We start from the raw sequence: 19060 nt of genomic DNA, 5'->3' as shown, positions 1-19060 counted from the left end.
CCCCCATGCTCATACAGTCGCCTCCGCAGACCACGGCACGGCAGCTTTCCCTGCAGATCCGGCGCAAGATCATCGAGATGAGCGCCTCCCCCAACGGCGTACACATCGGCGGCAGCATCTCGATCGCCGACCTCCTGGCCGTGCTCTACGCGGAGGTTCTGCGCGACCCGGCGGGCGAGGGCACGTCGGGCGATCGTGACCATCTGATCCTGAGCAAGGGGCAGGCCTCCGCGGCGCTCTACGCGGTGCTCGCCGCCACCGGGGTCATCCCGGAGTCGGAGTGCGCCACCTACGCCGAGGAGGGCAGCCGGCTGGGCGGTCACCCGATGAAACGGCTTCCAGGGGTGGACTTCTCCACCGGTGCCCTGGGGCATGGGCTCCCCCTGGCCCTCGGTGTCGCCCTGGCCGGCCAGCGCTTCGGCCACGACAAGCGGGCTTTTGTGATCCTCGGTGACGGGGAGCTGCAGGAGGGCTCCAACTGGGAGGCGGCGATGGCGGCGGCCCATCATGGCGCCGACAACCTGATCGCGATCGTCGACCGGAACGGCTGGCAGATCAGCGGCCGCACCGACGAGTGCATGTCGCTGGAGCCCCTGGCCGACAAGTGGGGTGCCTTCGGCTGGCGCGTGCTCGGCATCGACGGGCACGACCACGACCAGATCCGTGCCGCGCTGACCGGGCCCGTCGAGCCGGGCCGGCCGACGGTCGTCATCGCCCGCACGGTCAAGGCGCGTGGAGTGCCGGGGCTGCAGGACACCAAGCAGAGCCATTCGGCGACCCTCGATGAGTCGGCACGGCGTCAGGCGCTGGCCGTCCTGGAAGGTGACCGGGCATGAGCACTGACATCGCGGTGCGTCGCACCGTGGCGGAGGTCCTCGACCACGTCTGGGAGAACCGCTCGACGATCGAGAGCCGCAACGCGTACGCCATGATGCTGCTCGCGCTCGCGCGGGAGAACCCGAACCTGGCGTGTCTGACCGCCGACATGAACTTCGAGGACCACTTCGCCGTCGAACTGCCGCGTCAGCACGTGGACCTCGGTATCGCGGAGCAGAACATGATGGGTGTGGCCGCCGGCATGACGGTGGCCGCCCGCCCGGTGTTCGCCAACGGCATGAGCCCCTTCGCCATCGCCCGTGCCTACGAACAGATCAAGATCGATGTGGCGGGTGCGAATCTGCCGGTCAAGATCGTGGGAACGCACGCGGGTCTCGCCTCGGGTCATTACGGCCCGACCCATCACTCGCTCGAGGACATCGGCATGACCCGGATGCTGCCGAACATGACGGTGGTGGTGCCCGCCGACGCCTGGGAGGCGGCGCAGGCCACCGTGGCGATCGCTGAGGACCCGGGGCCGGCGTACCTGCGGCTGGGGCGCAACGTCACGACGCCGCTGTACGAGGAGCGCGCCGCGTTCGTGCTCGGCAGGGCGAAGGTCCTGCGGGATCCCGGCCGGGTGCTGTTCGTCGCCACCGGCCCGCATCCCAACCTGGTCGCGGCCCAGGCGGCGCGGGAGCTCGCCGCACAGGGCGTGAGTGCCGGGCACCTGAACATGCACACGGTCAAGCCGCTCGACCGGGAGGCCGTGCTGCACGCGAGTGCCAACGCGGAGGTGGTGGTGACCATCGAGGACCACCGGGCGCTGGGCGGCCTTGGGGCGGCGGTGTGCGAGGTGGTGGCGGAGGTCGGCGGGCCCCCGGTGCGGCGGATCGGCGTGCCGGACATCCACTACGACCTGGTCGGCGGGGAGGAGTACCTGCTGCACCACGCCGGGATCACGGTGAGCAACGCCGTCGCCGAGGCGCTGGACGCTCTGGTGTGAGGCGAACCGCCCGCCGCCGGGGCGGCGTGGCGGAACGCATCGGGTGGTTCCCCTCAGGATCAGCCGCTGTGCTCCACGAGTTGGGGCCGGTCGGGTTCCGCGGCGGTCACCGTCCTCTTGGGGCCGCCGGCCCACCGGCGCATGATCGGGCGTTCCACGCCCTCGTAGAGCAGCCAGCTGAGCAGCAGGGTCACGGCGAAGGCGAGGGCGATGACGGCGAGGGCCGTGGCTGTGTCGAACTGCCTTCCCTCCAGCAGGTCGTGGGCGATGAGCAGCACCATGAAATGCACGAGGTAGAAGGCGAACGACACCTCGCCGAGCAGGGTGAGCAGGCGGCCCCGCAGGCCGGTGCGGCGTCCGGCGATGTCCGCGTGCGCGATGGCCGCCACCAGCAGGGCCAGCGGGACGGCCAGGACCGCGTTGAATCCGTACTGCCAGGGCACGGCAAGCGCGAGAACATACCCTCCGCCGGTCAGGGCCAGCGCGGGCGTGACGCCCAGGGAGACGCGGTGCCCTTCCGCCAGGAGCCGGGCGACGAGCATGCCCAGGACGAACTCGAAGAGGCGCAGCGGCGGGAAGTTGTAGCCGAGCCAGGCCTGCATCAGGGACACCGGCCAGTCCGGAAGCCGCGGGGTCCCGGATATCCATCCGTCGATCATCAGTTGGGTGCTCAGCAGCCCGGTGGAGGTGAGACCGAACCACATCCACAGACGGCTGCTCCTGATGGTGCGAATCCAGCGCCACAGCAAGGGAAAGAGGAGATAGAAGAGGAGTTCACTGCAGAGCGACCAGCTGGGCTGGTTGAGGGAGACGGCCGTGTCCGCACGCGGTATCCAGGAATGGACGAGAAAGAGGTTGGTCAGCCACACCCCTGGGCGCACAGGGGTCATTGTCGCGAAGAAGCAGAGTGCGACGGCCCACATCACGATGTGGTTGGGATATATCTTCAGCAAACGACGGCGGTAAAAGGCCCGCAGTGTGTCCTTCGGGCGTGCCGACCAGGCCAGCACGAACCCGCTGAGGATGAAGAAGAAGGACACTCCCGCGAAACCGACGCGGCTGAACGCCTGCGCGTATCCGTCGGCGAATCCCTGGTCCTCGAATCCGCCGAGGACTTCGGGGAGCGATGCGTGGAAGAGAAAGACCAGGGCCGCGGCGAAGAACCGCAGCCCGGTGAGCGAGGGCAGTTTCTGTCTGGACAGCTGTCCGGCCCCGCTGCCATGGTGATCCGGCATGAGCGCTCCTATGGGTGAGTGGTCATCAGGTCGGCTCCGCCGACTGTCGGGCGGGCGGTGTGAGGGCCGCCTCGGGGCCCGGCTGGGTGCGGCGCGCCAAGCCGACCAGCAGCAACGCGCAGAGGCTCGCCCCCACGGCGACCGCCATGAGGACGGTGCTCACGGCGAGGTGCTCGAACAACATGCCGGCCACGCCGTAGGCGATCGGGCTGGCGACGAAGACGGCGGCGCCGAACACGGGAACCACGTGGGGGCGCAGGTGTTCCGGTGGGCGCAGCATCATCAGCGCGACCGCCGGCGCGGTCACCGCGGGCAGGAACATGCAGCCGGCCGCCACGGTCACCGCCAGCGTGGTGACCGGCTGGTCCCACGGCAGGAACCACAGCACGACCGCCGCGCCCACGCCGCCCGCGGATGCCAGCCGTACGGGGGTGAATTGGCGGGCGAGCCGGGCGACGGCGACGGTGCCCAGGGCCGTGCCGCCGCCCCAGGCCGCAAGGAGCCATCCGGCGACGTGCGGGTCGGCGTCGTAGCGGTTCTTGGCGAGCACGGGCAGCGCGAGCATCACGACGGGCATGAGCATGCCGTACCCGAGGGCGGCGAACGCGAGGGTGCGCAGCACCGGGTCCCGGAAGAGGTAGCGCACGCCTTCGGCCATGTGGTGCGAGGACGATGGCTCCGAGGCCGGGGTGTGGCGTGGCAGCCCGACCAGCAGGGCGGCCGACACCGCGAACGAGGCGGCGTCGATCCACAGGACGTTGAGTGCGCCGAACTGCGCGATCAGGAAGCCCGCGATCGCCGGCCCGACCAGGCGCGCCGTGGAGGTCGCCGTCTCGAACAGGGCGTTGCCCGCGGTGACGACCCCCTCATCGAGTCCGATGGACTCGGTCAGCAGCATGCGCTGGGCCGAGAGGTAGGCCGACGCGACACAGCCGATGAGCGCCACGATCACCAACAGCGCCCAGAACGGCAGCATGTCCGCCACGTACAGGGTGGGGACCGCCGCCGTCAGCAGCGCGCTGGACAGGTCGCCCGCGATCGTGACGCGACGGGCGCCCCAGCGGGCGACGAGCAGCCCCGCCGGCATGGCGAGCAGCGGCACCGGCAGGATCTGGATCAGGAACACCAGTCCCATCCGGGCCGGTGAGCCCGTGGTCATGAGGACGAACCACGGCAGCGCGAGCGTGGTCATCTGCGTGCCGACGGAGGAGGTGAACTCCGCGGCGATGACCCTGCGGAACTGCCAGCTCCGCAGGGGTGAACGCCCTTCTGTCACGGTCGTCATCCGGCTGTCCGTATCGAGGCCGGACGCATGTCGCTCCAGTGGGTGTCCACGTAGTCGACGCAGGCGTCCCGGGTGTCGGGCCCGAACACCGGCGACCACCCGCCCGGCGCGGGCACGTCCCGGGGCCAGAGACTGTGCTGCTGCTCTTCGTTGACCAGCACCCGGTATGCGGCGTCGGGGGCGTCGAACGGGTTCGTCATCGTGCACTCCTCGTCGTCGGTGTCGTCGGTGTCGTCGGTGCCGTTCACCACGTCACCGGCAGCCGGTGCACGCCGTAGACGGCCATGTCGGATCGCATCGGGATCTCCTGCGGGTCCCCGGCCAAGCGCAGGTCGGGGAAGCGCCGCAGCAGGGCGGTGTAGCCGATGCGCAGCTCCAGGCGGGCCAGTTGCTGCCCCAGGCACTGGTGGATGCCGTGGCTGAAGGTGAGGTGGCTGTGGCCACCTCGTGTGACGTCGAGACGGTCGGGGTCGGTGAACTGGCCCGGGTCGCGGTTGGCGCTGGGAAGGTGGATCAGCACCGTCTCCCCCTTGCGCAGGGTCACCCCGTCGATCTCCACGTCCTCGGTCGGGGTGCGCTGTACGCCCACGTGGACGATGGTCAAAAAGCGCAGCAGTTCCTCGACCGCGCTCTCGACCAGTGATTCGTCCGCGCGCAGCAGCGCCATCTGGTCAGGGTTGTTGAGCAGTGCGTACGTGCCGAGCGAGAGCATGCTGGCCGTGGTCTCGTGCCCGGCGACCAGGAGCAGCAGGGTGGCTCCGATGGACTCCTCCACGGTGATGTCGTCGCCGGACACCAGCACGCTGAGCACGTCGTCGGCCGGTTCGGCCTTCTTGCGCATGAGCAGTTCACCGGTGAGGTCGACGAGGCTCTTCAGCGCGGCCTGGGCCTGCTGCGGGGCGATGTCCAGGCGCAGCAGGTCTTCCGAGTCGGCGACGAACCGCTCCCGGTCGGCGACCGGGACCCCGAGGAGTTCGCAGATCACCTGGGAGGACACCGGCACCGCGTAGTCCGTGACCAGATCCGCGGGCGGCCCCTTGCGCAGCATCGCGTCGCCGTAGTGCGCGGTGATCTCCTCGATCCGGGCGGCGAGCTGGCGCATCCGGCGCAGGGTGAACTGGCCGGCCAGGCGCCTGCGGAACCGGGTGTGGTCCGGCGGGTCCATGTGCTCGAACAGACCGGGTATGTCCGCCTCCAGGTCCGAAGGACGGTCGGAGGGGAACGCCAGGTGCTTGTGTGAGGCGGCCGAGCTGAACCGCTTGTCGGCCAGGATCTGCCGGCCCTGCTGATATCCGGTGACGAGCCAGCCCTCGTATCCGTCGGGGAAGGTCATCCGGCCGATCGGGCCCTGTGCGCGCAGCGCGTGGGGTGGGTCCAGGGGCCGCTCCCGGAGCGTCGGCAGCCCGTTCGTGACGACAAGTGTGGTCTCAGACATGCTCTCTGCATTCCGCCGCGTTGGGACCGCGGCTGATCTGGTGATGGATGAGGGCCTGCCGGTCGGCGCCGCTCAGCGGTCGCTGTCCGTGCCGGAGGTGTCGTCCTGCTCGGCGCGCAACCGCTCGCGCAGTTGGGACACCGTCAACTCGGGGTGGTGTGCGACCAGTTCGAGTACGCGGGGCCACTGGCGGACCAGTGCGCCCATGACGGGCGGCGCGATGTAGTCCGGCGAGTACACCCACAGGCCGTGCAGTTCGCCCTCGACGTCGCGGGCCACCAGATAGAGGTCGAGGTTGTGCGGCTCGATGGCGGTGATCAGCTCGGGGAGCGGTGTCACGTCGCCGACCCGCACGTCCAGCGGTGTCACGTCCAGTCCCGGCAGGGTCAGCGTCTTGGCGGGCACGCCGAGCAGATTGAGCATGACGCGCAGGGGCAGCATGTTGCCGTCCCCGACGACGCCGTCGTGCACCAGCGCGCGTACCGGCACGTTCTGGTGCGAGTAGGCGTCGAGCTCGCCGTGCAGGACCTGCTGGACCAGCTCGTGGAACGTGGGGTCGTCCGACATGCGCGAACGGTTGAGGATGATGTTGATGAACGGGCCGGCCATCGACTCGGTCTCCGGTCGTTCGCGGCCGGCCAGCGGGTGGCTCACGGCGATGTCCGTCGCGCCCGAGTAGCTGTGCAGCAGCACGTGGAACGCCGACATCAGCATCATGAACAGGGTCACGCCCTCGCTGCGGGCGGCCTCCTTCACCGCCGACATGACATCGGCGCCGACCACGACGCTGTGGCTGAAGCCCTCGATGAAGTCGTCGAGCTGGTGGTGGGGGGCTTCGAAGTCCAGCGTGCGCGCCGCCCCGTCCAGCTCGGTGCGCCAGTGCTCGACATGCTCGTCGAGTGCGCCGCTGGCCAGCAGTCCCTGTTCCCATGCCGCGTAGTCCAGGTGCTGGACCATGACCTCGGGCAGCTGCGGCCTGCGTCCTGCCGCGTGGGCCTCGTACAGCTTCGCCAGCTCGTCGAAGACCACGAGGAAGCCCCAGTGGTCCACCAGGATGTGGTGGGCGACGAGGACCAGCGCGTGCTCCTGGTCGGCCAGCCGCACGAGCAGACCGCGTACGAGGTTGCCGTCCTCGATGCGGAACGTCTTCTTGGTCTCTTCGGTGAGCAGCGCGTGCAGTTGCTCGCGCTGGGCCTGCCCCTGGTACCCGCGCAGCTCGATGGTGTCGAGCTGCCACTGGGGCCTGCCGTCGGCGAACTGCTGTGTCGCCGAGCCTCGCTGGACGTAGCGGGTGCGCAGGATGTCGTGGCGGCGCACCAGGTCGTCCAGGGCGCGGCGCAGGGCCGCGGCATCGAGCTCGCCGCGTACCCGGAACGCGGTGATGACGGCGTGGTGGGCGTGGTTGGGGCCCACCGGCTGCAGCAGGAATTCCAGCTGTCCGAAGGAGAGGCCGGTGCCGTCGCTGCGGTCCGCCTTGGGGATCGGGGCGTTCAGCAGGTCGGCCGCCCCGATGGCCGCGGCGGGTGCGTCCTGGCGGCGGGGCAGCTTGACGGTGCCGTTCTCGACGCCGTCCGCGCACCGGGTGAGGGCGCGCAGTGCGTCGAACCAGGCGTCCGCGAGCTCGCGGACCTCGTCCTCACCGAGCAGCGAAGTGGCCCAGCTCCAGTTGGCCACCAGCCGCGGTCCCTCGGGGCCGTCCTGGGTGACCGCGTTGATCTCCAGCGGGTGGGAGAGCGGTCGGTCCCCGGCGGGGGCGGAGGCGGTGTCCTCGCGCAGCGGCAGCCAGGGCCGCTCCTCGTCGGTGACGGGCACCCGGCCGAGGTAGTTGAACAGCACCTGCGGCCTCGCCGGTGCGGCGAGCAGGGGCGCTGTCTGGGGGTCCAGGTAGCGCAGCAGGCCGAAGCCCAGGCCGTTGTCCGGGATGGCCCGCAGGTCCTCGCCGGTGCGGGCGACGGCGGCCGCGAGCTCATCGCCCGCGTCGGTGACGTGGTGCCAGGGCAGCGCCGCGGCCTCCAGGCGCACCGGGTGGACGCTGGTGAACCAGCCCACCGTGCGTGACAGGTCGGTGCCCTCGACCAGGTGCTCGTGCCGGCCGTGGCTCTCCACGTCCAGGACCACCGGGCCGGTGCCCGCCGCGGCTGAACCGTCCCGGCGGGCTCGCCACTGCCCGGCAGCGAGGCCGAAGGCGGTCAGCAGCACGTCCTGGATGCCGCGGCGGAACACGGCGGGCACCTGTGCGAACAGCGGTGCGCAGTCCTCGGCGGACAGGGTCACCGAGAGGCGTCCCTCGGTGCCGGTGACGTCCCGCTCCCTGTCCAGCTCTCCGGTGACCAGGGGCTCGGCGTCCCGCAGGATGTCCTGCCACGCCGGCAGTTCCGCGCGGTGCCGGATGACGGCGGAGCCGGTGGCCACCCGCTCCGCCCAGCCGCGCAGTGACGTCGTCACCGGTGCCAGGACCGGCTCACGGCCCGCGGACACCGCTTCCCAGGCGACGGCGATGTCGGACAGCAGGATCCGCCACGACACGCCGTCGATGGCGAAGTGGTGTACGGCGAGCAGCAGTCGGCCGGGGCGTCCTGGTCCCGCGTCGAACCACACGGGCTGCAGCATCGCGCCCGCGGCCGGGTCGAGGCGCCGCTTGGCCGCGGTCGTCTCCTGGCTGATCAGGCGGTGTGCGTCCGCGTCGTCCAGGCCGCCGATGTCCACCCGGTGCAGCACGTCGGCGATGCGCGGCGTGCCGGGTTCCGCCGCGTGCAGCGACCACTGCCCCGCGGGCTCGGTCACCAGCCGGGTGCGCAGGGCGTCGTGCTGGTCGAGGACCGCCTGGAGCGTCGCGACCAGCCGGTCCTCGTCGATGTCGAGAGGCAGGCCGACGGTGGCGGAGAGGTCGAAGCCGACGGCGGAGCCGCCCAGTTGGCGCTGGCGTTCCAGGATGGGCAACGGCGCGATGGAGCCGGTGCCGATGTCCGCGACGCCCACCGCGGCCTCCTCATCGGCCGGCCGCGCCACCTGGGCTATGCCGGCCGCCGTCTGGTGCGTGAACACGTCCCGGACGGTGAACACGAGACCGGCCGTGCGGGACTGTGCGACCAGTTGGGTGGCCTGGATGCTGTCGCCGCCCAGGTCGAAGAATCCGGCTTCGGCGCCGACCTCGGGAAGCCCGAGCACGTCGGCGAACACGGCGACCAGGATCTCCTCGACCGGCGTCCGTGCGGCGCGGGACGCGGAGCCCGCGCCCAGGTCCGGTGCGGGCAGTGCGCGGCGGTCGAGCTTGCCGTTCGTGGTCACCGGGAACGCGTCGAGCACCATCACCGCGACGGGCACCATGTACTGCGGCAGCCGTTCCGCCACGAAGGAGCGCAGCTGAGCGGGTTCAGCGGCGGCTCCGTCGGCGAGCACGACATAGCCGACGAGGTCCTTGCCGCCCGAGGCCTTGTCATGGACCACCACGGCCGCGTCCGCGACGGCCTGATGGGCACCGAGCGCGTTCTCGATCTCGCCCGGTTCGATGCGGAAGCCGCGGATCTTGACCTGGTCGTCGGTGCGGCCGAGGTACTCGATGGTGCCGTCGGCGCGCCAGCGGACCAGGTCACCGCTCCGGTACATGCGCTCGCCGGCCGCTCCGTAGGGGCAGGCGACAAAACGCTGAGCCGTCAGGCCGGGCTTGGCGAAGTAGCCGCGGGCCAGGCCCGCTCCGGCGAGGTAGAGCTCGCCGGGGACGCCGACCGGCACCGGGCGCAGCCGCTCGTCAAGGACGTAGGCACGGGTGTCGTCCATCGGTGTACCGATCGGCACGGTGCCGTCGGTCAGCTCGCTCATGCTGTGCAGCACGGCGAACGTGGTCGTCTCCGTCGGCCCGTACCCGTTGGTGAGTACGGTCCGGGGCCAGGCGGCAAGTGCCTTGGCGACCACGGGTGGTGACAGCGCCTCGCCGCCGGCCATCACCTCGCGCATGCCCGAGAGGGCCGTGGCGTCGTACTCGACGAGCAGGTTGAAGAGTGCGGCGGTGAAGAACGCCGACGTCACGCCCCGTTCGCGGATGATGCCCAGCAGCACGTCCGGGTCGAGCTCCCCGGCCGGCGCGACGACGACCTCCGCGCCGGACAGCAGGGGGACCCACAGTTCGTAGGTGGAGGCATCGAACGCGGTCGGGGCGTGCATCAGCACGCGGGTGTGGTTGGCACCGCGCCAGGTGTGGTCGGCAGCCAGGCTCGCGACATTGCGGTGGGTGACCGCCACGCCCTTGGGCCGTCCGGTGGAGCCGGAGGTGAACATGATGTAGGCCAGCCGGTCCGGGTCGCTCGGGGGCGTCAGGGTGCCGGGCTCGGCCGCGGTGTCGGCGGCGGCCAGTTCGGTGGTCACGTCGAGCACGCGCAGGCCGTCGACGGCGGGGTGCGCCGGTCCGTCTCCGTCCACGAGGAGTACGTCCGCTCCCAGCTCCTCCATGATCAGCCGCATCCGGGATTCGGGGTAGCGGGGATCCAGCGGCACGTACACACCGCCGGCCTTGAGCACGGCCAGGATCGCCACGGGCACCCGCACCGACCGCTCCATCAACAGGCACACCGCGTCCTCGGCACCGTCGGCACCCACCCCCAGCGCCCGCAGCCGTGCGGCGAGCCGGTCCGTGGTCCGGGAGAGCTCGCGGTAGGTCAGCCGCTCGTCGCCGCAGCTGATCGCGACGGCGTCAGGAGTGCGGGCGCACTGCGCCTCGAAGAGCTCGGTCAGAGCGGCGGTCGGCTCCTTGGCGCCCGTTCCGTTCCACTCCTCCAGCACGCGGTGCCGCTCGGCCGGGGTGAGCAGATCGACGCCGCCGACCGGCTGGTCCGGGTCGGTGATCATCGCGAGGACCACCTGACGCAGCCTGCCGAGCATGGTGCGCACCGTCTCCGGGTCGAAGACGTCGGCGTTGTACTCGAAGCCGCCCTCGATCCCGCCCGCGGCGCCGTCGCTCGTGAGGCGCTCGTGCAGCAGGAGGACCAGATCCATGCGCGCCGTGCCGGTGCTCATCACCAGCGGCGACGCCTCGATGCCGGGCAGGTCCAGCGTCTCGTCGGCCACGCTCTGCCAGGACAGCATGACCTGGACCAGCGGGTGGTGGGACATGGTCCGGGACGGCCGCAGGCTGTCCACGAGGGACTCGAAGGGGATGTCCTGATGCGCGAGCGCGTCCAGGGTGCGTTCCCGCACCGCGGTGAGCAGTTGCCGGAAGGTCTGCTGGTGCGAGATCCGCGTCCGCAGGACCAGGGTGTTGGCGAAGAAGCCGATCAGGTTCTCGGTGGCCTGGTCGTCGCGGCCCGCGTTCGCGACACCGATGGGGATGTCCTGGCCGGCGCCGAGGCGGCTGAGCAGCACCGCGAGGGCCGCGTCGAGGACCATGAACATGCTGACGTCGCAGCTGCGGGCCAGTCGGGCGAGTCCTTCGTGCAGGTCCGCGTCCCACTGGAAGGTGACCGTGTCTCCGGCGTGCGAGGCCTCGGCCGGGTGCGGGCGGTCGACCGGCAGGGCGATCCGTTCCGGCAGACCCTCCAGCGCGCCGCGCCAGTAGTCGAGTTGTCGTGTCCAGGTGCTGTCGGGGTCGTCGGGCTCACCGAGGTACTGCCGCTGCCACAAGGCGTAGTCGGCGTACTGCACCGGCAGTGGTTCCCAGGAGGGAGCATGGCCGGCCCGGCGCGCCCGGTAGGCGGCGGCCAGGTCGTGGCGCAGGGGCGCGAGCGACCAGCCGTCCGCGGCGATGTGGTGCACGACGACGGCCAGCACGTGGGCGTCGGGGCCGACCGTGAACAGCTCCGCGTGCAGCGGGATCTCACGGGTCAGGTCGAAGGAGTGGCGGACCGCGTTCGCCACCGCGTCGTCCAGGCCTCCTTCGGCAACCTCGGTGACCGGAAGTTCGGGGCGTGCCTGCCCCGGTTCGAGAATGAGCTGGCAGGCCGGTGAGCCGGTGTCCGGGAAGACGGTGCGCAGCGCCTCGTGACGGGCGACGACATCGGCGAGGGCAGCCCGCAGGCAGTCCACGTCCAGCGCCCCGTTCAGGCTCAGCACCACAGGAAGGTTGTACGTGGGCGATGGCCCCTCGATCTGGTGCAGGAACCACAGCCGTCGCTGGGCGAACGACAGCGGCAGCGGGTCCGGCCGGGTGGCCCGGACCAGCGCGGGCCGCGCGTCGCCGCTGCCCTGACGCACGAGCTCAGCCAGTTCGGCCACGCTCTGCTTCTCGAACAGGGCGCGTACCGGCAGCTCGACACCGAGCGTGGAGCGGATCCGCGCCACCAGGCGGGTGGCGAGCAGCGAGTGCCCGCCGAGGGCGAAGAAGCCGTCGTCGATGCCCACCGCAGGCACCGCGAGTACCTCGGCGAACAGGTCGCACAGGGCCTCCTCCTCGGCGTTGCGAGGCGCGATGTAGGCCGCCGCCGTACGGGTCTCCTGCCCGTCGGGCGCGGGCAGGGCGCCGCGGTCGGTCTTGCCGCTGGGGGTCAGCGGCAGCGCGTCGAGGAAGACGAACGCGGACGGGACCATGTAGTCGGGCAGTTTCCCGGCCAGTGCCGAGCGCAGTCGGCGGCGCAGCTCGTCGTCGGCTCCGGCGGACGCGGCGGGCACCGCGTAGGCCACCAGACGCTGATTGCCCGGCTGATCCTCGCGGACCACGACGACGGAGTCCTTCACCTGGTCCTGGCGCATGAGCACCGATTCGATCTCGCCGAGCTCGATCCGGTAGCCACGCAGCTTGACCTGGTGGTCGAGCCTGCCGAGGTAGTCGATGGTGCCGTCGACCCGGCGCCGTACCAGGTCACCGGTGCGGTACAGACGATCGGCGAGGTCGGACGGGAAGGGGTTACGGACGAACTGCTGCGCCGTCAGTTCCGGCCGGTTGATGTAGCCACGGGCGAGACCGCTGCCGCCGATGCACAGTTCGCCGGGGACGCCGGAGGGCACCGGGCGCCCCTCGGGGTCGAGGATGTGTACCTCGGTGTTGGCTATGGGCCCGCCGATGGTGATCGTCTCGTCCACGATCCGGGTGCCCAGGGAGTAGATGGTGGTCTCGCTGGGGCCGTACATGTTCCACAGTTCCACGCCGCTGTCCAGCAGGCGCCGCGCGACATCGGGGGGCAGCGCCTCGCCGCATATCAGCCCGCGCAGTCCCGGGCGGCCCTGCCATCCGGCATCGAGCAGCATCCGCCACGTGGAGGGAGTGGCCTGCATCATCGTGGCGCCGGTGGCGGCCATCTCGGCGGCCAGCAGCTTGCCGTCGGTGGCCACTTCGCGCGTGGCGAGCACCACGCGGGCGCCTTCGACGAGCGGGAGCAGCAGCTCCAGGGTGGCGATGTCGAACGACAGGGTGGTGACCGCGATCAGGCTGTCGCCGGCGTCGATGCCCGGCCACTGCTTCATCGCCCAGAAGAGGTTGCGCAGCGCGCGGTGGGGCAGTTGGACCCCCTTGGGGCGGCCGGTCGAGCCCGACGTGTAGATGACGTAGGCCAGGTCCGCGCCGTCGACCGGCGCGCCAAGGGGCTCGGCGGACTCGGCGGCGAGCTCCTGGCGCAACTCGTCCACGCACAGTGTCGCGGCCGCGGTCTGCGGCAGGCCCGGTGCCACCGAGCTCTGAGTGATCAGGACGGGCAGTTCAGCGTCCTCGATCATGAACGTGATGCGGTCCTTGGGCAGCCCCGGATCGACGGGCACGTAGGCGCCGCCGGCCTTCAGTACGGCCAGCACCGCGACGACCATGTCGAGCGAACGCTCCAGGCAGACCCCGACCATCACGTCGCGCGCGACACCATGGCTCCGCAGCCGGCGCGCCAACTGGTTGGCGGAGGCGTCGAGTTGGGCATAGGTGAGGGTCCGTCCCTGACAGTGGACCGCCTCGGCGTCGGGCCGCAGTACCGCCTGCTGCTCTATGCGCTGGTGGGTGAGCAGCTCGTCGGGCCACTCGTGGCGGGTGTCCGTCCGCTCCCGGTGCTGCGCCAGCTGCTCCGTCTCCGTGAGCAGGGCGATGTCCAGGATCGGCTGGTCCGGGTCGCGCAGCACGTTGTCGAGCAGCACCTTCAGGTGGTTGCCCATGCGATCGACCGTGGCCGCGTCGAAGAGGTCGGTGTTGTACTCGAACCAGCCGCCGAGCCTGTCGTCCTGCTCGAACACCTGCAGTTCGAGATCGAACCGTGCGGTGGTGCTGGCCACGTCCATCAGTTCCAGGCGCAGACCGGCCACGCCGAACTCCGGCACGGGGATGTTCTGGTAGACGAACGACACCTGGAAGAGGGGCGACCTCGACAGGTCCCGCTCCGGTCGCAGTTCCTCCACCAGCCGCTCGAAGGGCAGTTCCTGGTGGGCGAACGCGCCGAGGGCGGCGGAGCGCACGCGTCCGAGCAACTCGGTGAACGTCGGGTTGCCGGAGGCGTCGTTGCGGATCGCGAGCGTGTTGACGAAGTAGCCGATGAGCTGCTCGACCTGGGACTGGCCGCGGTTGGCCACCGGGACCCCGACAACGACGTCCTCCTGCCTGCTGTACCGGTGCAACAGGGCGACGTACGCGGCGAGCAGCGTCATGAACGGGGTGGTTCCCGTGCGCCTGCTCAGGTCGCGCACTCCGTCCATCACCGAGGCCGGCAGCTGGAAGGGCCGCGAACCGCCGGTGGTGCCGAGCACCGCGGGGCGGGGCCGGTCGGTGGGCAGTTCGAGGATGGGTGCGGCGCCGTCGAGGGTCGTCCTCCAGTAGTCGAGTTCGGCCGCGAAGCCCGGCCCCGCGAGCTGTTTGCGCTGCCACGCCGCATAGTCGGCGTACTGGACGGTCAGTTTCGGAAGTGTGGCCTCGGTACCGGTCAGGTAGCTCTGGTACAGGGCGACCAGCTCGCCGAACAGCACCGATGTCGACCACAGGTCGGCGACGATGTGGTGCATGGTGAGCAGCAGGACGTGCTCATCGGGCGCCAGGCGCAAGAACTTCATCCGCATGAGCGGCCCGGTGCCCAGGTCGAAGGGGCGGGCGAACTCGCGGCGCGCGAGGTCCTTGACGCCCTCTTCTCCTTCGGTTCCGTGCAGGTGCTCGCACGCCTCGACCGTCATCTCCAGCTCGCCGGTCGGGTGCACGACCTGCACGGGCTCGCCGTCGGCCTCCTCGAACGTGGTGCGCAGCGACTCGTGCCTGCGGACGATCTCGGCGAGGCTGCGGCGCCAGATCTCCAGGTCGAGCGGCCCGTGCATGCGCACGGCCGCCGGAATGTTGTAGGCGGCGCTGCCGGGGTTGAGGCGGTCCAGGAACCACATGCGCTGCTGGGGGAACGACGCGGAGAACCGGCGCTCGCGTACCGGGGGCTGTTGGGCGCTCTTGCGCTGCAACCGCTCTGCCAGCAGCGCGCGCTTCTGCTCCGGCGTGAGGCTGGTCAGGTCGATGTCGGTCATGCGCCAGTCTCCTGATCGTTGAACTCGGCGGGGAGGAGGTTCTTGCACCTGCGCTGTGGTCCTCGCGGGTTGCGGTGTCGACGTCCGGTGGTGGGCGCCCTGCGTCTCGGCGGTCGGTGCCGACCATCCGGGGTGGCGCGCCTTTGCCCGCAGCGAGCAGCGAATCCGCTCACGTCGCGAGTCGTTGCGACTCGACCCGTGCGGTCCGTCGGTGGGTTGTGGGGCGAGTGCCTCGAAAGAGTGGAGCCGAAGACGGGAACAGGCCGCCACGATCGGCCTGTTGTCCGGGCTGCAGGTGCCTGTCTATCGATCGGTGATCGGCCTGTCCATGTTCGGCACCGTCACCGCAGGAGGGGCTGGGCTCAGTGCGTGAGACGGCGGGGCCGTGCCAGAGGATGGTCACTCTCGCGGCCGTGATGAGGCAACCGTGTGCGGCGAAACACGAGGTGGCGGGGGATGCCGGTCGGCATTGGCGGACGCGGACAGCGAAGGAGGCGCGGACACGGCCTCGCCGTGTCCGCGCCTCCTTGGCGCTCTTCTGCCGGGGGGTCAGGCGGTGCGGCCCCGCGCCCGGCGCAGCGGCCGCAGGATCAGCAGCACCGAGCCGGCCAGCACGAGCAGGCCGGCGAGCAGCGACGCGACACCGATCCAGGGCAGCCATCCGATCTTCGCCGCCACGGTCACGTGGCCGGCCGGTCCGCGCGACCCGTCGGCCTTCATGGCGACCGCGGTGACGTCACCGGACTTCACCGACCAGTTCAGCGTCTGTGCTCCCGGCCCGCTGGCCTTGGCGATCCACCCGTCGGCCTTGGCCGGCGGCGTCCCGGGCGTGCCGCCGGGGTGCTTGCTCTCGGTGTCGCCCTTGTCGCTCGAGTCATGGATGGTCACGTGCTGGACACCGTCCAGGTACTGGCGCACGTGCCCCTTGTCGGCGAGGCCGATGAACACCGCGTCGGAGGACCGGTCCGGCTTGAAGGTGATGCGGAGGTCGTCGTAGAGACCTCCCAGCTCCTTGTCGGCGCGCCAGCTCTCGGTCGTCATGGCGTAGGTGTCGGTGCGGTGCATGTACTTGTCGGTGCCCAGATCGATGTAGCCGTCGTCCTGGGAGGACATGTAGAGGGCCGTACCGCCCGCGCCGACGAGTGTCAGTGCGACGAGGGCCAGGAACGCGCCGACCACGACGGCGGTGACGCGTCCGGCCGTCCAGCCTTTGGAAGAGGTACGCACGTTCGCCCCCTTCAGGAAACCTTTGGCGCCGTTGTCGGTCACAAGTTCCTCCTCGGTCTGATCACCCGGTCACGAAAATCCGGGTGAGCGATATGTTTTGTGTGCGGACGGTCGTGCAGAGCCCACGTGGCTCACCGTAAGCGGAAGAAGGGCATCCGACATCAGGGGCATCCCCTAGGCCCGCATCAGGGAGATCCCTTACGAACTCGTGATCGGTCGAGAAATACGACGGGTCGCGGTGTTCAACTGGCTGGTTCGGCCAGTTGAACGCGGTGTGAAGTCACCTCGGGACGGTCGCTCCGCTTACGTCGTTTCCCGTTCCATGGGAAGTGAATCCATGTCTTTCTATGGTCCTTTTGTTACCCGCGCCGAAGCAATGCCCGCAGAGCGACGGCGGACCGGGCCCGCACGATGGCCGCTTCGCCTCGCGGGAGCGCTTCCTGACGCCTTGACACCATCGTGACCTGGCCATCAGCCCGGATCCACGGGCGATCGAGATCGTCCGGCCGACGTCACGGAGCAGCCCCGTGAAGGGCGCATCACCAGATTTTTCAAGCCGCATGAGATTCACGGATGATCCTTTCCATGCTCCCGATCGCCCGCTTTTCCGGCCCGGAGTGCGGCGGCCGGGCCCCGCCATGGGGCTCGCGGAAATTCGCTTGAATTCTGATACGCACCGGTTTCCCCGTTGTCCAACGCGAAAACGTCCCCCACGACGTTCACCGCTGGACGACAACCCCTGTGCCGGGCAATGGCCTTGGCCCCGAGTAACACATCTCCTGCCGCTCTCAAGTGCGCCTATAGAGCGTCTCCAGTGATTCTCCAGGACGCTCTGTCTCGCGACGGTGCCGTGTTGCCGACCGAGTCGATGCGGATGCGCGGCCCGTGGTGACGACGAGGCATCGCCCGTAGAACCGGCGGCGAGTCTCACCAATTCCCGCGAAAGGGCGGGACGTTCAACTGAACGAATCAGCCAGTTGAACATGGGAGCAAGTATCCGTGGTCGAAATTATGTCGGGTGCACCGCATACGAACCCTCTCCCCCTGGACTCCGTCGCGAGCGAAGTGCCAGCATTCATCCCGCACTTGCCTCCACGACTCGGCAAGGCGGCCCTGCCTTTTATCTCGCGAGAAATGCGAATCAACCGCGTCCGTTTCTCGCGGACTGAGCCGGAAAGAGGTCCGGAAACGATGGAGAAGATCCTCGATGCGATCCTCGCGGGAGAACTCGACGAGGTGGCCCATTTGCCGGTGCCCGACTTCTACCGAGGGGTGGTGCTGCACGCCGATGAGACGGCGATGTTCGAAGGACTGGAAAGCCGGGACAAGGACCCGCGCAGCTCGCTGCATCTGGAGGAGGTGGCCACCCCCCAGCCGGCCGCGGGTGAGGTGCTTGTGGCGGTGATGGCCAGCGGGATCAACCACAACACGGTGTGGTCCTCGATCTTCGAGCCGCTGCCGACGTTCGGCTTCCTCTCCCGTTACGGCCGCACCTCGCCGCAGGCGGCCCGGCACGACCTGCCCTACCACGTGCTGGGGTCCGACCTCTCCGGTGTGGTGCTGCGCTGCGGCGAGGGGGTGACGGGCTGGCAGCCCGGGGCCGAGGTGGTCGCGCACTGTCTGTCCGTGGAACTGGACCACCCCGACGGGCACGCCGACACCATGCTCGACCCCGAACAGCGGATCTGGGGGTTCGAGACCAACTTCGGCGGGCTGGCCGAACTGGCGCTGGTCAAGGCCAATCAGCTCATGCCCAAGCCGCGCCACCTCACCTGGGAGGAGGCGGCCGCGTCGGGTCTGGTGAACTCGACCGCGTACCGGCAGCTGGTGTCCGCGAACGGCGCCCGCCTCAAGCAGGGCGACACGGTGCTGATCTGGGGCGCCTCCGGCGGCCTCGGCTCCTACGCCACCCAGCTGGTACTCAACGGCGGGGCGACACCGGTATGTGTGGTGTCCAGTCCGCAGAAGGCGGAGGCGTGCCGGCGGATGGGCGCGGAGCTCGTGATCGACCGGAGCGCCGAGGGCTACCGGTTCTGGAAGGACGAGCACACACAGGACCCGCGCGAATGGCGCAGGCTCGGAGCTCGCATCAGGGAGCTGACCGGGGGCGACGACCCCGACATCGTCTTCGAGCACCCGGGCCGTGAGACCTTCGGCGCGAGCGTGTACGTGGCCCGCCGCGGCGGCACCATCGTCACCTGCGCGTCCACCTCCGGATATGAGCACACCTTCGACAACCGGTATCTGTGGATGCACCTCAAGCGCATCGTCGGTACCCATTTCGCGAACTACCGCGAGGCGTGGGAGGCCAACCGCCTCATCGCCAAGGGACTGGTGCATCCCACGCTGTCGGACGTGGTGCCGCTCGAAGGCACGTCCCAGGCGGTCCACGACGTGCACCACAACCTGCACCAGGGCAAGGTCGGGGTGCTGTGCCTGGCCCCTGAAGAGGGGCTCGGGGTCAGCGACGCCGCGCTGCGGGACCGTCACGAGGCGGCCATCAACAGGTTCCGCTCGCGGCCTGCGGGCGTCTGACACGTCGAGAGGTAACCCGGCGCGTCACGAAAGAAGACGCGCTTCCTCCGGGCGCGGCGCCAACTGCTTTTCCCCGAACGTTTCTTGACGGGTCGACGGGACCTGTTGGATGCTGACCGACGAAT

At 70.0% G+C, this 19060-nt stretch carries 9 protein-coding genes; 3 read left to right on the top strand and 6 right to left on the bottom strand.

Annotated elements, in window-relative coordinates:
* Positions 1-5: 5 nt before the first annotated feature.
* Together OG302_RS42115 and OG302_RS42110 are read left to right on the top strand one after the other, a co-directional pair.
* Positions 6-836 (top strand): transketolase, encoded by an 831-nt coding sequence (locus OG302_RS42115; protein ID WP_371524649.1) that lies wholly within the window; start codon positions 6-8, stop codon positions 834-836.
* Positions 833-1822 carry a transketolase family protein gene (locus OG302_RS42110; RefSeq protein ID WP_371524651.1) on the top strand — a complete coding sequence of 330 codons (990 nt, stop codon included), beginning with the start codon at positions 833-835 and terminating at the stop codon, positions 1820-1822. The genes OG302_RS42115 and OG302_RS42110 overlap by 4 nt, the downstream gene beginning before the upstream one ends.
* A gap of 59 nt (positions 1823-1881) precedes the next feature.
* Here the strand turns inward: OG302_RS42110 and OG302_RS42105 are convergent, their stop codons facing one another.
* The 6 genes from OG302_RS42105 to OG302_RS42080 all read right to left on the bottom strand — a co-directional run bounded on the left by OG302_RS42105 (position 1882) and on the right by OG302_RS42080 (position 16400).
* Complete coding sequence (locus tag OG302_RS42105) at positions 1882-3057, bottom strand: acyltransferase family protein (protein ID WP_371524653.1); 1176 nt, start codon at positions 3055-3057, stop codon at positions 1882-1884.
* A gap of 25 nt (positions 3058-3082) precedes the next feature.
* On the bottom strand, positions 3083-4342 hold the full coding sequence (locus tag OG302_RS42100; RefSeq protein ID WP_371524655.1) for an MFS transporter: 1260 nt from the start codon (positions 4340-4342) through the stop codon (positions 3083-3085).
* On the bottom strand, positions 4339-4590 hold the full coding sequence (locus OG302_RS42095) for an MbtH family protein (protein WP_371524657.1): 252 nt from the start codon (positions 4588-4590) through the stop codon (positions 4339-4341). The genes OG302_RS42100 and OG302_RS42095 overlap by 4 nt, the downstream gene beginning before the upstream one ends.
* Complete coding sequence (locus OG302_RS42090) at positions 4587-5777, bottom strand: cytochrome P450 (RefSeq protein ID WP_371524659.1); 1191 nt, start codon at positions 5775-5777, stop codon at positions 4587-4589. The genes OG302_RS42095 and OG302_RS42090 overlap by 4 nt, the downstream gene beginning before the upstream one ends.
* A 72-nt stretch (positions 5778-5849) precedes the next feature.
* Complete coding sequence (locus OG302_RS42085; protein WP_371524661.1) at positions 5850-15173, bottom strand: amino acid adenylation domain-containing protein; 9324 nt, start codon at positions 15171-15173, stop codon at positions 5850-5852.
* Between the two features lie 549 nt (positions 15174-15722).
* Positions 15723-16400 carry a hypothetical protein gene (locus tag OG302_RS42080; protein WP_371524663.1) on the bottom strand — a complete coding sequence of 226 codons (678 nt, stop codon included), beginning with the start codon at positions 16398-16400 and terminating at the stop codon, positions 15723-15725.
* A 1191-nt stretch (positions 16401-17591) separates the two neighbouring features.
* Between OG302_RS42080 and ccrA the strand changes: the two genes are divergently transcribed.
* On the top strand, positions 17592-18935 hold the full coding sequence (gene ccrA / locus OG302_RS42075; RefSeq protein ID WP_371524665.1) for a crotonyl-CoA carboxylase/reductase: 1344 nt from the start codon (positions 17592-17594) through the stop codon (positions 18933-18935).
* Positions 18936-19060 lie beyond the last annotated feature (125 nt).

Source organism: Streptomyces sp. NBC_01283 (assembly GCF_041435335.1).
In the GTDB taxonomy this organism is placed as follows: domain Bacteria; phylum Actinomycetota; class Actinomycetes; order Streptomycetales; family Streptomycetaceae; genus Streptomyces.
The sequence above is the reverse complement of the archived record's forward strand: the minus strand, read 5'-3'. Positions and strand labels throughout refer to the sequence as shown.

What these genes read in the sequence shown, in the direction of transcription:
- OG302_RS42115 (WP_371524649.1), top strand. Translation starts at nt 6, where the DNA reads ATGCTCATACAGTCGCCTCCGCAGACCACGGCACGGCAGCTTTCCCTG.
- OG302_RS42110 (WP_371524651.1), top strand. Translation starts at nt 833, where the DNA reads ATGAGCACTGACATCGCGGTGCGTCGCACCGTGGCGGAGGTCCTCGAC.
- OG302_RS42105 (WP_371524653.1), bottom strand. Translation starts at nt 3,057, where the DNA reads ATGCCGGATCACCATGGCAGCGGGGCCGGACAGCTGTCCAGACAGAAA.
- OG302_RS42100 (WP_371524655.1), bottom strand. Translation starts at nt 4,342, where the DNA reads ATGACGACCGTGACAGAAGGGCGTTCACCCCTGCGGAGCTGGCAGTTC.
- OG302_RS42090 (WP_371524659.1), bottom strand. Translation starts at nt 5,777, where the DNA reads ATGTCTGAGACCACACTTGTCGTCACGAACGGGCTGCCGACGCTCCGG.
- OG302_RS42085 (WP_371524661.1), bottom strand. Translation starts at nt 15,173, where the DNA reads ATGACCGACATCGACCTGACCAGCCTCACGCCGGAGCAGAAGCGCGCG.
- ccrA (WP_371524665.1), top strand. Translation starts at nt 17,592, where the DNA reads ATGGAGAAGATCCTCGATGCGATCCTCGCGGGAGAACTCGACGAGGTG.